General features: G+C 42.7%; 13 protein-coding genes and 1 pseudogene. 7 read left to right on the top strand and 7 right to left on the bottom strand.

The window, feature by feature from the left end; genetic code table 11:
- Positions 1–66: 66 nt before the first annotated feature.
- The 3 genes from SU60_RS01285 to SU60_RS01275 all read right to left on the bottom strand — a co-directional run bounded on the left by SU60_RS01285 (position 67) and on the right by SU60_RS01275 (position 2,359).
- Entirely contained in the window at positions 67–858 is a 792-nt protein-coding gene (locus tag SU60_RS01285) for a PhzF family phenazine biosynthesis protein (RefSeq protein ID WP_041153960.1), read from the bottom strand.
- Positions 859–1,170: 312 nt separating this feature from the next.
- Positions 1,171–1,509 (bottom strand): ArsR/SmtB family transcription factor, encoded by a 339-nt coding sequence (locus SU60_RS01280; protein WP_041154106.1) that lies wholly within the window; start codon positions 1,507–1,509, stop codon positions 1,171–1,173.
- Between the two features lie 100 nt (positions 1,510–1,609).
- Positions 1,610–2,359 (bottom strand): hypothetical protein, encoded by a 750-nt coding sequence (locus tag SU60_RS01275; RefSeq protein WP_041153959.1) that lies wholly within the window; start codon positions 2,357–2,359, stop codon positions 1,610–1,612.
- Positions 2,360–3,129: 770 nt separating this feature from the next.
- Here SU60_RS01275 and SU60_RS01270 point away from each other — a divergent pair.
- Together SU60_RS01270 and SU60_RS21095 are read left to right on the top strand one after the other, a co-directional pair.
- Entirely contained in the window at positions 3,130–4,287 is a 1,158-nt protein-coding gene (locus SU60_RS01270) for an amino acid permease (protein ID WP_041153958.1), read from the top strand.
- A 231-nt stretch (positions 4,288–4,518) separates the two neighbouring features.
- Complete coding sequence (locus tag SU60_RS21095) at positions 4,519–4,878, top strand: VPA0510 family protein (protein WP_084735496.1); 360 nt, start codon at positions 4,519–4,521, stop codon at positions 4,876–4,878.
- Between the two features lie 60 nt (positions 4,879–4,938).
- Here SU60_RS21095 and SU60_RS01260 read toward each other — a convergent pair whose 3' ends face one another.
- Positions 4,939–6,303, bottom strand: a complete 1,365-nt coding sequence (locus tag SU60_RS01260) for a YjiH family protein (protein ID WP_041153956.1) — start codon at positions 6,301–6,303, stop codon at positions 4,939–4,941.
- Between the two features lie 489 nt (positions 6,304–6,792).
- Positions 6,793–7,458, bottom strand: a complete 666-nt coding sequence (locus SU60_RS01255) for a YoaK family protein (RefSeq protein ID WP_041153955.1) — start codon at positions 7,456–7,458, stop codon at positions 6,793–6,795.
- 207 nt (positions 7,459–7,665) lie between these two features.
- Between SU60_RS01255 and SU60_RS01250 the strand changes: the two genes are divergently transcribed.
- The 4 genes and pseudogenes from SU60_RS01250 (at position 7,666) to SU60_RS22530 (ending at position 10,388) form a co-directional block, all read left to right on the top strand.
- Positions 7,666–8,298: a hypothetical protein gene (locus SU60_RS01250; protein ID WP_041153954.1), complete on the top strand. Its 633-nt coding sequence runs from the start codon at positions 7,666–7,668 to the stop codon at positions 8,296–8,298.
- 121 nt (positions 8,299–8,419) lie between these two features.
- Positions 8,420–9,702, top strand: a pseudogene (gene shyA / locus SU60_RS01245) (peptidoglycan DD-endopeptidase ShyA).
- 71 nt (positions 9,703–9,773) lie between these two features.
- A complete protein-coding gene (locus SU60_RS01240; RefSeq protein WP_041153953.1) occupies positions 9,774–10,121 on the top strand; it encodes a hypothetical protein in 348 nt (115 codons plus the stop codon).
- A gap of 132 nt (positions 10,122–10,253) precedes the next feature.
- Positions 10,254–10,388: a hypothetical protein gene (locus SU60_RS22530; protein ID WP_128814582.1), complete on the top strand. Its 135-nt coding sequence runs from the start codon at positions 10,254–10,256 to the stop codon at positions 10,386–10,388.
- A 176-nt stretch (positions 10,389–10,564) separates the two neighbouring features.
- On the opposite strand, the gene SU60_RS01235 is transcribed toward SU60_RS22530, so the two are convergent.
- Positions 10,565–11,179 (bottom strand): glutaredoxin domain-containing protein, encoded by a 615-nt coding sequence (locus SU60_RS01235; protein WP_041153952.1) that lies wholly within the window; start codon positions 11,177–11,179, stop codon positions 10,565–10,567.
- Between the two features lie 849 nt (positions 11,180–12,028).
- Between SU60_RS01235 and SU60_RS01230 the strand changes: the two genes are divergently transcribed.
- On the top strand, positions 12,029–12,421 hold the full coding sequence (locus SU60_RS01230) for a hypothetical protein (protein WP_041153951.1): 393 nt from the start codon (positions 12,029–12,031) through the stop codon (positions 12,419–12,421).
- A 79-nt stretch (positions 12,422–12,500) separates the two neighbouring features.
- Here the strand turns inward: SU60_RS01230 and SU60_RS01225 are convergent, their stop codons facing one another.
- Entirely contained in the window at positions 12,501–13,040 is a 540-nt protein-coding gene (locus tag SU60_RS01225; RefSeq protein ID WP_041153950.1) for a helix-turn-helix domain-containing protein, read from the bottom strand.
- Positions 13,041–13,054 lie beyond the last annotated feature (14 nt).

The raw sequence follows: 13,054 nt of genomic DNA, 5'->3' as shown, positions 1-13,054 counted from the left end.
ATTGATGACCTGTTTATCATGATAGCCCAACCGATCGTTGGGCTTCGCTTGAAGTCGTTGATCGTGTTAAACGAAAATTTTCCCTTTCATATACAGCACACCATCACCAGAAACCTTAACGTTACCTTCGCTCACGTCGCAGTGTAAAATTCCACCGCGCTTTGAAGCTTGGTAGGCGATAAGTGATGTTTTGCCAAGCTCTTTTGCCCAAAATGGTGCCAGCCCTGCGTGAATAGAGCCAGTCACAGGGTCCTCATCTCCGCCATTCGCTGGCCAAAAATAACGCGAAACAAAATCATACTCAGACCCTTTTGCCGTGACGACAACATCGTATGGCGCGAGTTTTTTCAGCTCCAATGATTGGTATTCAATCGACTCCACTGCTTGTTGGCTTCCTAATATCACGAAATAAGCTTGCTGGCTCAGCAGGACACGATCAACCTGACTACTGAGACCCTCAATCAGTGCAGTAGGGATCTTCGTAACGGGTTGCGGTGGTAACGCCGGGAAACTCATTTCTATCTTGCCGAGTGAATTTTTCACTACGGACAGTTGGCCAACTTGCAGCGTGTGAAATTCGATACTGCCTTCAACACCAAGCTCCTCGAATAATACCAGCGAAGACGCTAACGTTGCATGACCACAAAAGTCGATTTCTGTGAGGGGAGAAAACCAACGGATCTCATACTGATTCGGAGCGGTTTTTTTAATAAATGCCGTCTCAGAGAGATTATTTTCTGAGGCAATGTTTTGCATGAGCTCAGGTGCCAACCATTCTGTAAGAGGAACAACGGCGGCAGAGTTGCCTTTAAATTGTGAGTCAGTAAACGCGTCAACGACGTAAATATCCAGTTCCATTCTGTCTTCCTTATTCTCTGAGCAGTGAGTTAGCATAAACCAAACATTATTAAGAGAATAAGAAATTTAGCTCGAAACTTTCAAGTAGAAAAAAGTGCCTATGTGTCGTGTTTGATGTCGTTCACTCTCATTCTCAGTGTTATGTTCACTAAAGCGATTAGGAATGAAAACTCAGTAAGAGGGCCAATGACTATCAGACAAATGATCACGGTTGGTTCCTGATACCTCTGTCGCCGAATAATGATTGAACGATTCAAATTTCGGCACTTATTTGGGTATACATCGGAATTGAGTGATGAGGATCAACAGACGCTAAAATAACTCTGAAAAAAGCGCGCTAAATTTATTGAGAGCGTCTCTTTGTATGCGGTAGCAAACTTTTGGTGGATTTGGCTCTGCCGTTATGAAGCCCGCCTGCTTAAGAATGCGAAGGTGTTCCGATACCGTTGATTGTGCGAGTCCTAGTTCAGTGACGAGATCACTATTCAAGCAGCCATCCATTTTTTCCAAGGTATGGAGAATATGCAGAATTCGGAGGCGTGCGGGATGCGCCAAGGCTTTCGCTTGTGCGGCAACTTCTTTTTCATTGTCTAATTGCTGTTGCGTCGTGTTGAAAACGGCTTGGCAATTTGTTGTGCACTTATTACTCATGTTTGGCTTTTGATAGCTAATCGTCGAATTGCGATGGATCTTACTCGCTGCGTGTGTTTTACGCAAGGAAAGTAGGTTGTGGTACAGAGAAGGACTTACGTTACTCTAAAGGTGCTCTGACGGCTTTGTATTTGCGTTGCTCTCGTAAAGGAATAAACCACGTGTCCTGATATTTGAAGTAACTTTGACCATCCACAACCACGGTTTTTTTGGTGTGCGGAAGGGTATCGATAATCTGACCAAGTTTATACCTACTTGGTTTAATGGTTTGTTTGGTCGACAATATCTGTTTAGCTTGGTTTGCAGAATTTGTCGAACGGGCTACCCCGGGCAAATCAGCTTGTCTTAACTCTGAGGTGCTGGATAACGATCGGTTCGGTACGTCATCAATAATCGTGTAGTTGCCTACGGGTGGACTCTCTACATAAACATAACGGTTACCGCGTTGCTGATAATAGGCATCGTGAACGATTGCGTAGGTGATCCCGGCAAATACCGCGAACGTTGCAATGCCTACAAGATCGTTATGATAGTAGTAATATCGACCACGATAAGGTGGATACCAGTGCGCATTGCGAACATAGAAATGGCTTGCGTGATGCCTCGGTGGCCTAACGATATAAGGCGCCCTATGGTGATGTGGTCGATAATGATGGGGCGGCCTGTGACTATGGGGTGGCTTGACTGGTTGATGCGGGCGCTTTAATAGACGAGTGTGATGTTTGTTACCCGGTTGAGTGATTGGTCTCACCGAATGTTGGTTATCGGTTTTTGCTGACAAAGGTGCAGTGCCGACAAGCAGCATCAGAAAGGCCGCTATCACACATTGGGTCAAAGAAAGGTTTTTCATTGTCTACTTCATTTGTCGGCTTTTAGTACTTCTAAGTATATCGTAGCCTGGCGTATGTGAGCGGAGCAGCCTGCCATTCATTCGGCTGATTGCCAACCTAAAGATTCAAGGGCGATGAGTAGTAAAGGCAAGATGTAAATGCTGGGGAGTGAAACCCAGCATTCAGACACCGATTTACCAAAATTTTCGAACCGTAAATCAGTGTGTTGAGGTATTCGTACCAAAGCGTGTTGGTACGTGGTGGATAATAGCGATAATGGCATCGCTAGGCTACGTAACTGCGCTCAAATGCTTACTGAGGTTCTGTAAATTTTTTTGTACATACCAAGTTGTTATTTCGCGATTAAATCACTCGATAATTTTTTGGGGACTTTATCGCTGGTAACTGAACGGTTGGTAGATGTCTATGTGTAATCTAGGTGAGTCTATTGAAATATATCACCATGTGATAGGTCTTTTCATTGTTAATTCTGCTAATTATGGCTTACAATCCATGCGAATTTCGTCCATTCAATAGTGAGTGGGGGGATGGTTGGTGAAAGGACTCATTTTGCTTCGAACCCAAAATGGTGACGCTTCATCAACCAAGCATCGACCGGAAAAACGGATAGATATGTTCGCCGTAGAGTCAGTCTCTATTTGGCCTGTATCTTTTTCGCCTCAAAAGTGTACTTTTGCGTTCATGTTTAGGTGGGGATAGCTTCTGCATCCGTGCTCATTTCCTTGTGCGTCGGTGAAAACAAAACGGATTGAATGTTGAGGTATTAACCGTGAATCTAAAACTAATCGGCAGTTCTCTGATCGTCGCAGGAACTGCACTTGGCGCCGGTATGCTTGCTATACCTATGGTGCTTGCACAATTTGGCCTTTTATGGGGTACACTTCTCATGCTCTTTATTTGGGCTGGGACGACTTATGCTGCTTTGCTTCTTTTGGAAGCAAGTTGTAAAGTCGGCGGTGGCGTCAGCATGAACGCTATTGCGCGCGAAACGCTGGGTAAAGGTGGTCAATTGGTTACGAACGGACTGCTTTACGCGTTGTTAGTATGCCTGTTGATGGCTTACATTATTGGTGCGGGTGATTTGGTACAGAAAGTCACAGCCTCGGTTGGACTGCCTATTTCTACCGTCTCGAGCCAAGTAGGCTTTACGCTCTTGGTCGGCATTATTGTTTCTGCTGGCACAGGGGTTGTCGATAAGCTTAATCGTGGTCTTTTTGTAGGTATGATTGTTGCGCTTATTCTTACGCTTTTTGCTCTTATGCCAAGCGCTAGTTTCGAAGGATTGGATGAGGTTGTTAGTGACGACAAGATCGCGTTGATAAAAACCAGTTCAGTCCTGTTTACCAGTTTTGGGTTTATGGTGGTTATTCCGTCACTCGTGAGTTACAACAAAGAAGCGAGTAAGAACCAGTTACGTAATATGATCATCATTGGTTCGACGATTCCTCTAGTCTGTTACTTATTGTGGCTGCTTGCTGTGGTGGGTAACTTGCCTCCTCAAGAGTTGGTGCAATACGCAAATGTAACGGAGTTAATTGCTGTTCTTGGTCAAAAATATTCTGGATTGGCGTTTATTCTCTCTTTGTTCACTGGCCTTGCGTTGTTGACTTCTTTCTTAGGTGTTGCCATGGCACTTTATGATCAAAACGCAGACTTACTTAAATCCAATAAGCCAGTAGTCTTTATTGCCACTTTTGTTTTGCCGTTAATGGGGGCGGTGTTCGCGCCAGAACATTTCTTAGCGATTTTAAGCTATGCTGGAATTATTCTCGTATTCCTTGCGGTGTTTGTTCCGCTTTCCATGACGATGAAAGTACGCCGAGTATCGGTTGAAGACGACACTATTTATGAAGCGGGTGGTGGCACGATGGGAATGAGCATGATGTTCCTATTTGGCTGCTTCTTGTTGCTTGCCCAAGCAGTCTAAAGACTAATCGGAATTATTTGAAAGCCGCACAGTTTATCTGTGCGGCTTTTTCTTTATTTATCAACTAACTATATGTATATGAATGCAAATTGGCTGAAAATGGCTCTGACGTAACGCTGATACACAACAAAAACTCTGACGATTTAGTGATAAACCTTAGCCAAAGCCTGACATGGGTTACAGTGGTGATTCCTATTATTGAGACGGCTACTTTTTAAAAGGAGAACGGTTGTGTCAAAACAAATATCTGTTGCCATGGCTGGCGCTTTGCTCTCTCTCGGTATGTTTAGTGCCGACGCGATAGCGGATCCAAAACATAAGCATGGCCATAAGCGTGCTCATCATCATCACGATCACTATTATGATGACCGACATCATCACAAACGCAAACATAAGCATAAACATAAACACAGACATCGAGACGTAGTTGTGATTGATTCAAGACCTCCTAGGCATCGATACTACTACCGAGATCGGATACCAAGGGACAGTGTTTTCATCCAAATAGGGAATCTGACTTACTTAAAAGTGGATGATCATTATTACCGTCGTTCAAATGATCGCTATATCCATGTCGGCCTTAAATTGTAGTTAACTTTGGGTACAAAAAAGGCTTCGCATTGCGAAGCCTTTTTCTTTGAGCTGTTCAGGTTAGAATATCAGGTGTGCCACACCCGCGATGACTGGAAGTGTGATCAGTGTACGAAGGATAAAAATAACAAACAGCTCGACGATGTTAACAGGAATTTTGCTCCCGAGTAGTAGGGCACCAACTTCAGACATGTAGATAAGCTGAGTGACCGACATCGCAGCAATAACAAATCGAGTCATTTCATTGTCGATAGACGCAGCGAGAATGGCTGGAATAAACATATCAGCAAAGCCAACAACGATGGTTTGTGACGCAGCAACTGCTTCTGGAATGTGCAGAAGCTCTAGATATGGGATAAACGGTTGGCCTAGCACTTCAAATACCGAAGTATACTCAGCAATCATGAGGGCAACGGTTCCAAGGCCCATAACCACAGGTAGTACGCCGAATACCATATCAACCGCATTGTGTACGCCTTCTTTAAATACTGAACGTACAGATGTTACTTGTGAGGCGCGCTGTAGAGCTAAATCCATGCCCCAAGACCAGGTCGTATGACCTTCTGGCAATGCATCACTATTGGCGTTTGGCTCACTTCCATCAATGTAACGATCTGTCTTCAAGCTCAATGGTGGTAGGCGCGGAATAATGATTGCGGCGACGATTCCTGCTAAGCAAACTGCACCATAAAACGGTAGGAATAGGTGTTCCAACTGAACTTGAGCAATGACCACCAAACTGAATGTGATTGATACCGCAGAGAACGTAGTACCAACGACAGCCGCTTCACGCTGAGTATAAAATTTATTTTCGTACTGTTTGCTAGTGAGAAGTATGCCAACACTGCCATCACCCAGCCAAGAAGCCATACAGTCAATGGCACTACGACCAGGCAAATTAAATACAGGACGCATCACTTTACTGAGTAGCGCTCCAATCAGCTCCAATAGACCGAAATTAAGTAATAGTGGGAGCAATAGGCCCGCGAAGATAAAGACAGCGAACAAGGTCGGCAATAAACCAGTTAATACCAAACCTCCCGTGTTTTCTTCCCAAATCGCTTCTGGACCGACTTGAAAAAACGTCATCACGACGGCTACACCACCGATAAGACGAACAAGTAACCACAATGGTGATGGATTAAACAGACCGTTGAGAAAGCTATTACGAATCACAGCAGATGGTTGAAAAATCTTGCAAAGAAGAGAGGCAACAGCCATTAGAGCGATAATACCCGTAATAATCGCGATAAGTGCATCACCAAGAACGGCTGGAATGACTTGTGCTAGGACCGCAACAGGGATGGTGAGACCGCCATCGTAAGAGATGGGTGCCATGAAGAGCAGAAGACCGATAAAGGATGGGATGAAAAACATCCAAAAGTTGCGTTTTGGGGCTTCTACCGCATTAATGTTGTTATGCATAAGCGTCTCTTGTTACTACTAGTCAATACACTTGTCATATTCCATGACATAAATATTCACTAAACATCCGTATTCAGCCGCAGGAAGTGAGCCTACCTGTAAACCATTTTTGATGCAATACTATTCATTAAAATTATCTATATATTCAGAGTAAGCTGTGGCTTTTTGTCTAAAAAATAAGACAATGTATGTAGTTATGTTGTGAATGTTAGTGCATTGTATCATTTTGATGGCTCGTGATGATTAGCAATGACTTACAGTGTGATAGAAATATTAAAAAGCATTATAAATGAGAACCGCATCACTCTAATTTGTGTGGATTTTAATTGGAATCTTTAGTTTGTAAGCTTTTTGTGAACTTATTGTGAAGGTGAAAGGCGAGCATGTGAGTTGGGAAATGTTTCAGTGTCTTTATGACATATTCACTGAGTTTGCCATGACGGATTCACACACTAAGGCATCATGCTATGGATAATAATCCGCATTTCGTTATTCTTTATGAGCGTGGAAATATAGGTATGCCCAGTAAATGAACGCGATACCGAATGATAGCAAGGCCGGAAAGAGCAGTGTGCGTAACCCAAATATATCGAAAAGCGCAGCGCCGACGATTCCACCTAACAAGAACCCAGAAAAGATAAAAAAGAACAGTTTAGCTTTGCGTCGGTCAAATTGTCTTCCTCGTAAACTTTCCCCAATCATGATCCCCAAGTCTGTAATGATTCCCGTCATGTGTGTGGTTCTAATAACGGCGCCGCTAAAGGTGGTGATCATCGCGTTCTGCAAACCACAGGCTGCCGAAGCGAGATATTGGCCATATACGTTGCCTTGAACCAAAAACCCAAAACTGAGTAAAAGCAAGCTACCTTCAATACAAAGTGCGACGCCATAACGACGCCCGAGTTTTAAGGCGCTGCTTTCAATGAAGAAACCGCTAAATGCTGCACCAATTAAAAAGCTAAATACGATAAGAAACAGGTGAATTGGGCTGTCGATATCTGTCAGTAAACTGCTCCCTAGTTGGGTCACAGTACCCGAAATATGTGTAATCGCTTGATGGTGAAAGCCGAGCAGACCGACAGCATTGACGCAGCCTGCTAAAAGGGCTAACAGAAATGCGCCATATTCTACCCAACGAGGAAGTTTGGAAATCAAAATAGTGCCCCAACTGATATTAAGCGGGGATTATAACGCTCATGTTTTACCACTGACAACAGCGCCTGGTTGGCAGCCTATACCAATATATCGTAAAGCGATCTTCGAAGTGGCTTTTAGTTAGGCTCTGAGTCCTGCACCTTGAAGTGATTTGAGGTTATAATCCGGGCGGAAGACATCGATAACTCTTTTGATAAGGAAGCCCCTATGACTGGTAAGAAAATCTTGCCCATTCCTCTTATTCTTTTGATTCCGATTGTTTTGTTGGTCGTGGTGAGCATCGCGGGTATTTATCGTTTTAGTTTGTCAGACGAAGAGATCATGGCGAAATTTCCGCAAGCCAAGACACAAATCAATTCTATAGTGAAGGATACCTTAGGCATATCATCTCGAAACCCTTGGACAATACAGGTGCCTGAGCAAAGCGCGGTCACTTTTTTAGATGAATGGGATAAAGAGTCAGGGTATTTGATCGGTCAATATGATGCTGGTGCGACAAAGGGCCAAGTAAAGGTGTTAACCGAGTTTATCGTTAAACGCGATATAGAGGATGTTCCATGGGTTGTCGCGCCTATGATTGTCACGACTCAAGGGACAGGTGCATTCTACTATATTGGTCTGTTCAAGTTTGATCCCATTCCTAGTCGTGTGGTGTTACTCGACAGCCAATACATTGGTGACAGAGTAAACATCACTCAGTTGGTGTGGAATGACGACGAAAAAATCAGTGTGTCGTATTATTCGCACAGCGATACTCAAGCAATGGCAGAGCAACCTGATCAATTGAATTCGGCCATATTCATTCATGCAGGAAATTCCTTACATATGCAACAAGGATGAATTTATTTTGATTAATGTAAAAAGTAGGAGTTTTCTGCGCTAGATCGCGAAATTTACTAGTGATTTCTTATACGGGATTGCATAAGCTATAACACTTGTTTGAAAGGAGCTAGTGATTCCCGTGTCCACAAAAGAAAACACAAAACGGTTGCCGAATCTGACAAGTCGTAGAGCGCTACTGTTGTACTCCTTGCCAGTTTTAGCCGCGATAGGTATTTCTCACTCTCTCAAAGAGTCGTCTTTAACAAAAACCATCGCCTTAAACCTGCCAGAATCGCAGGTTGTTGAAAGAATTCTTGACGCAACGACTGCTGAAGTCGTTACGCCACCTAATTTTGAATATCAAATCCAAGCTGGTGACAATTTAAGCACCATTTTTAGCCAGTTAGGTTTCGGTTACAGTTCATTGATGAAAGTAATGGAAACCGATTTAAACTACCTCGCTTTGGATACGTTGAAGCCTGGGAACGTATTGCGCTTTTGGCGTAATGAAAACGCCGGCGAGTTGGAAAAAATGGAACTGCAATTTTCAATTGCAGATAAAGTGGTTTATCAACTCAATAGTGATGGTGGCTACGACTTCAGTGATATTTCAATCCCCGGTGTATGGGTTCAAGAACCGCTAGTTGGTGTCATCCGAGGAAGTTTTTCTTCTTCTGCGAGTCGTATCGGTTTAACATCTGCGGAAATTAGCCAAGTTGTTAGTTTGCTCAAAGAGCAGGTGAACTTTGGACGAGATTTACGTGCAGGTGACCGTTTTGAAGTCGTTCGACGTGCTCAAAACATTGATGGCATCTCGACAGGTAAGAATGAGATCGAAGCGATCAAAATTTTTAACCGTGGTCGAGAAATCTCTGCCTATCTGCATACAGATGGTCAGTTCTACAACGCGAAAGGTGAGAGTCTACAGAGAGCCTTCCAGCGTTACCCTGTTAGCCGTGGCTGGCGAATCAGTTCTGGTTTTAATCCAAACCGTCACCACCCTGTAACCGGACGTATTGCTCCTCACAACGGTACGGACTTCGCTACGCCAATTGGTACACCAGTGGTATCGACCGGTGATGGTAAAGTGATTATGACGCGTAAGCACCATATGCGGGGAATTATGTGGTGATTGAGCACGGCAGCAAATACAAAACACGTTACCTACACCTGAGTAAAATTTTGGTGAAGAAAGGTCAGAAGGTCTCTCGAGGTCAGCGTATTGGTCTATCAGGCAAAACAGGTCGTGTCACAGGGCCTCACTTACATTATGAGTTGATTGAATATGGACGTCCTGTCAACGCAATGAGAGCAAACATTCCAATGGCGAGCTCCGTCCCTAAGAAAGAAATGGCGACGTTTATTGCTAACAGAGATGAAATGAATAGACTGCTTAAAGAGAAAGAAAAAGCAGTGCTGTAACGGGCTATACTCAATAGGCTTCAAGACAAGAGACCAAGCATTGCTTGGTCTCTTAATTTTTAGGTGAAAGAATGCAACAAAATGAATTTGAAATTTTAGTCAAACAACTGGTCCAGCAGGATACTATGCCTCAGGCACTTGAATTGCTTAAAACCTGTGACGAGCAGGAAATAGCCGAGGTTGCGCAGTCTCTGACTGGTCAATTTGCTCTTGCTGAGGTAGAAGGTGAAAAACGTATTTACCATGTTACGACTCAAACGGATGATGCAGGCGTTGAGCAGGAATACGTGGAACATGTAATGAACGAAGGCGATCACTTAGTGAAATTTGCCGCTTGGTTTTTTGAAACTTTCTTTGAAATCAAACAGAAAGATACTTATGTTGCGGCGGGGAAAACGTATCATCAGCCTAAGCGTTAATAGGGGACGGTACGCTAGCTCAAACTATTGCTGAAATTAAATTACAAAATTTTGTGATATATATCTTGTTTTTTTGCTTTTGTGGAGTAAACTTACTACATAAACGACTTGGTTAATAAACAGGAGAAGGTCATGAATCACGAAATAGGTGGCGCTTATATTGGCCAAATGATTGCTAAGGATGTAATGCACAAAGCACTCTACGGTAAATCAAAAAAGAAAAAAGTTTCAGTGTTTGCTCGTATAGTTAAAAAGCTCTCGCACTAATACGAACTAATACCAAAACGCCCTGTTCATTTGAGCAGGGCGTTTTACTTTTAGAATGTTGATATTAATCACTACTATTCGTTAAACAAGCGACTATTCATTAGACAAACAGCAATCTATAAATAAAAAATACTCACCGAAAACACAGTTTTTCCAGCCAAACATTTTAGTTCGTATCAACCTGATTGGTTTGGGATATCGATAACATTATCAGGCATTTTATCTAATCCCTTTTTCTCTAACCATTTTTCTAAATCAACCATTCCTCCAACGTATTGACTTTCCAACCAGATTTGAGGGACAGTGACAGGCGTTTTTTCACCAATTATCGCTTTAACTTCAGGTATCATACGGTACAGCGCTGCACTATCTTTAACCACATCGTAATACTGATATTGCACTCCAGCGTCATCAAGAAGCTGTTTGGCTTTAATGCAGTATGGGCATTTTGCTTTACCAAAAACGACGTTACCCTTTAGTTGGTCTCGTTTCACCCATTCTGAAATGACAGCTTGAATCAGTGCTCCTCTATTGAGTGCTTCGCCTTGACTAACCAGTTTTCCTTCGACGATAACAATAGGGGCGTGCCAGGCGCCGACTTTGAGTGGCTCCCACCAGTGTGACAACCAATCTTTCGTTTCAATTTGGACAGGAATACCTGCGAGTTCATTCTCGAGAGCATCCGCCAGTATGTCTTTTGTCAACGTGCATTCACCGCAGGGAATGTTTACCTTAAAGGGCCCCCAACTGCCAGCCCAAGGGTAAAGCGTCAGTTTGATCGGTTGAAGCATACGTTTTCCTCATTCATTATCGCTGAAATGTTCATATTATATATGAACGTAGGGATGATACTTTTCTTTCAGCAAACCGTATTTTTGATAAAAAAAAAGCCTCCCGAGGGAGGCGACATTACCAATTCAAAGGACGTGCCTGTTGATACAGGTACAAAGAACGAGAAGCACAAACGCTGCCATGCATTTGCATTATAACTATTGCAGCTTGCGTGCCAAAAATTCATCTTGTTGATTTTATTGTATTTTTGTTTTTTTAAGTAGCATGGTTTAGAGGGAATGCACTAAGTCAGTGAAAATTTGCATTAAAACAGGGCACCTACTTTAAAAAGTACACGATAACGTATTCATTTCAGTGTCATTTAAGCATGTTAACCTCGATTAATCCCTTGAATTTGGATCCTGCGTGAAGTTTGTCGAGCTAAAGACCAATCATTTCGCTTAACACTTACTGATTTAACACCTGATATATAAAACGGTGTTTTTTATTAAGTTGTTGATTAGTTTGATTTTAATGATTATTAATTTTAATTATTCACTCTTTGTGATGAAAGTAACTACACTGTTTTGTGTGCGCTAACAAGGGCGAGGGCAAAGCCCTATGGATTAATAGCCTGTTGGTCACTAAGGCCAAGCACATAAGCAGTTGCTAAACAAATGGAATGGACATTACTGCTACTCCACGTGTTGACGTCAAATTTGGATGTACAGATGTTTTAAACTCTGACAACAAATAAGACGTGAGCACACAATCGCATTGTCTTTTTGCAAACAAGTTTCGCGTAAAAACACGCCAGAGCAAGAGACAATTTCTGTAGTTGAAATACTATTTGAATAAGGTATTACAAAATGAAAAAAGTTCTAATCGCAGCTGTATTAGGTTTTGTTAGTGTTGGTGCTCAAGCTCAAGTTCTATCTAACTGGGATGACTTAGTCGCGGATTTAGATGCAAAAGGCGCAGTAGCGATGTGTGGTTCGTTGGCGTACACGATTGATAAATACGACATCGACGACAGTGCAGACTGGGCTGTTCGTGGTGATGCTTTTATCGATGAAATGATGAAAATTATGGAAAGTGATTCTGATCTTGCTCGTGTAACAACAAAAACACTACTTAAAGCGAAGCTTGAAGAGCCAAAAGACCCTCAAGTGGTTATGGACTCTTACAATGAAGGTAAGGTACCTGCGTTCGACAATGCGTCTTGTGGTCAATACGGCACCAACAAACTTGCGTTTAAATAAACGATACCTTTAAAAATTAATATTGCTTATCAAAGCCCCTCTCTGAAGAGAGGGGCTTTTTCATGTCTTTAGTTCGCAACTATTTCGGATAACAAACGATATTTTGGAACGTTGTTGATTCGGTAGCCGCTTCATATCCGTGTGGCTGATCACTGAAAAAGCGCAGGCTTTCTCCTTCCTTTACGCAATGCCATTCATTATTAAAAAACACATTTAGTTCTCCACTCAGTACGTGGACATGTTCGATAACTCCGATGCCATGAGGCGAAGACATTTGTTTGTGATGTTCCGTTAGTGTGATCTCGAACATTTCCAAACCAGAATCTGACTGGTAGGGAAACAATGTACTGACTTTCATTTTTGAGTCATCAGGAAACGTTCTTTCTCCAGAACGCAAGTCTGGTACATGAGCAAAAAAGGCCGAAAAAGAGGTATTTAACCCGCTAGCGATCTTCCACAGTGTCGCAATAGTTGGGTTGGATTCTTCCCTTTCTATTTGCCCAAGCATGGCTTTAGATACGCCAGTTAACTTGGATGTCGCATCCAAGCTTAAGCCTTGTCTTTTGCGCTCCGCTTTTAAGTGCTGAGCGATTTCAGATTTAAAAATCGATTCCTTCACAACAAAATATCCCG

The organism is Vibrio mytili (assembly GCF_000830505.1).
GTDB classification, from domain to species: domain Bacteria; phylum Pseudomonadota; class Gammaproteobacteria; order Enterobacterales; family Vibrionaceae; genus Vibrio; species Vibrio mytili.
This window is presented reverse-complemented; position numbering and strand designations above follow the sequence as displayed.

Excerpts from the sequence above, each read along its gene's own strand:
- SU60_RS01285 (WP_041153960.1), bottom strand. The coding sequence starts at position 858 with ATGGAACTGGATATTTACGTCGTTGACGCGTTTACTGACTCACAATTT.
- SU60_RS01280 (WP_041154106.1), bottom strand. The coding sequence starts at position 1,509 with ATGAGTAATAAGTGCACAACAAATTGCCAAGCCGTTTTCAACACGACG.
- SU60_RS01275 (WP_041153959.1), bottom strand. The coding sequence starts at position 2,359 with ATGAAAAACCTTTCTTTGACCCAATGTGTGATAGCGGCCTTTCTGATG.
- SU60_RS01260 (WP_041153956.1), bottom strand. The coding sequence starts at position 6,303 with ATGCATAACAACATTAATGCGGTAGAAGCCCCAAAACGCAACTTTTGG.
- SU60_RS01250 (WP_041153954.1), top strand. The coding sequence starts at position 7,666 with ATGACTGGTAAGAAAATCTTGCCCATTCCTCTTATTCTTTTGATTCCG.
- SU60_RS01240 (WP_041153953.1), top strand. The coding sequence starts at position 9,774 with ATGCAACAAAATGAATTTGAAATTTTAGTCAAACAACTGGTCCAGCAG.
- SU60_RS22530 (WP_128814582.1), top strand. The coding sequence starts at position 10,254 with ATGAATCACGAAATAGGTGGCGCTTATATTGGCCAAATGATTGCTAAG.
- SU60_RS01235 (WP_041153952.1), bottom strand. The coding sequence starts at position 11,179 with ATGCTTCAACCGATCAAACTGACGCTTTACCCTTGGGCTGGCAGTTGG.
- SU60_RS01230 (WP_041153951.1), top strand. The coding sequence starts at position 12,029 with ATGAAAAAAGTTCTAATCGCAGCTGTATTAGGTTTTGTTAGTGTTGGT.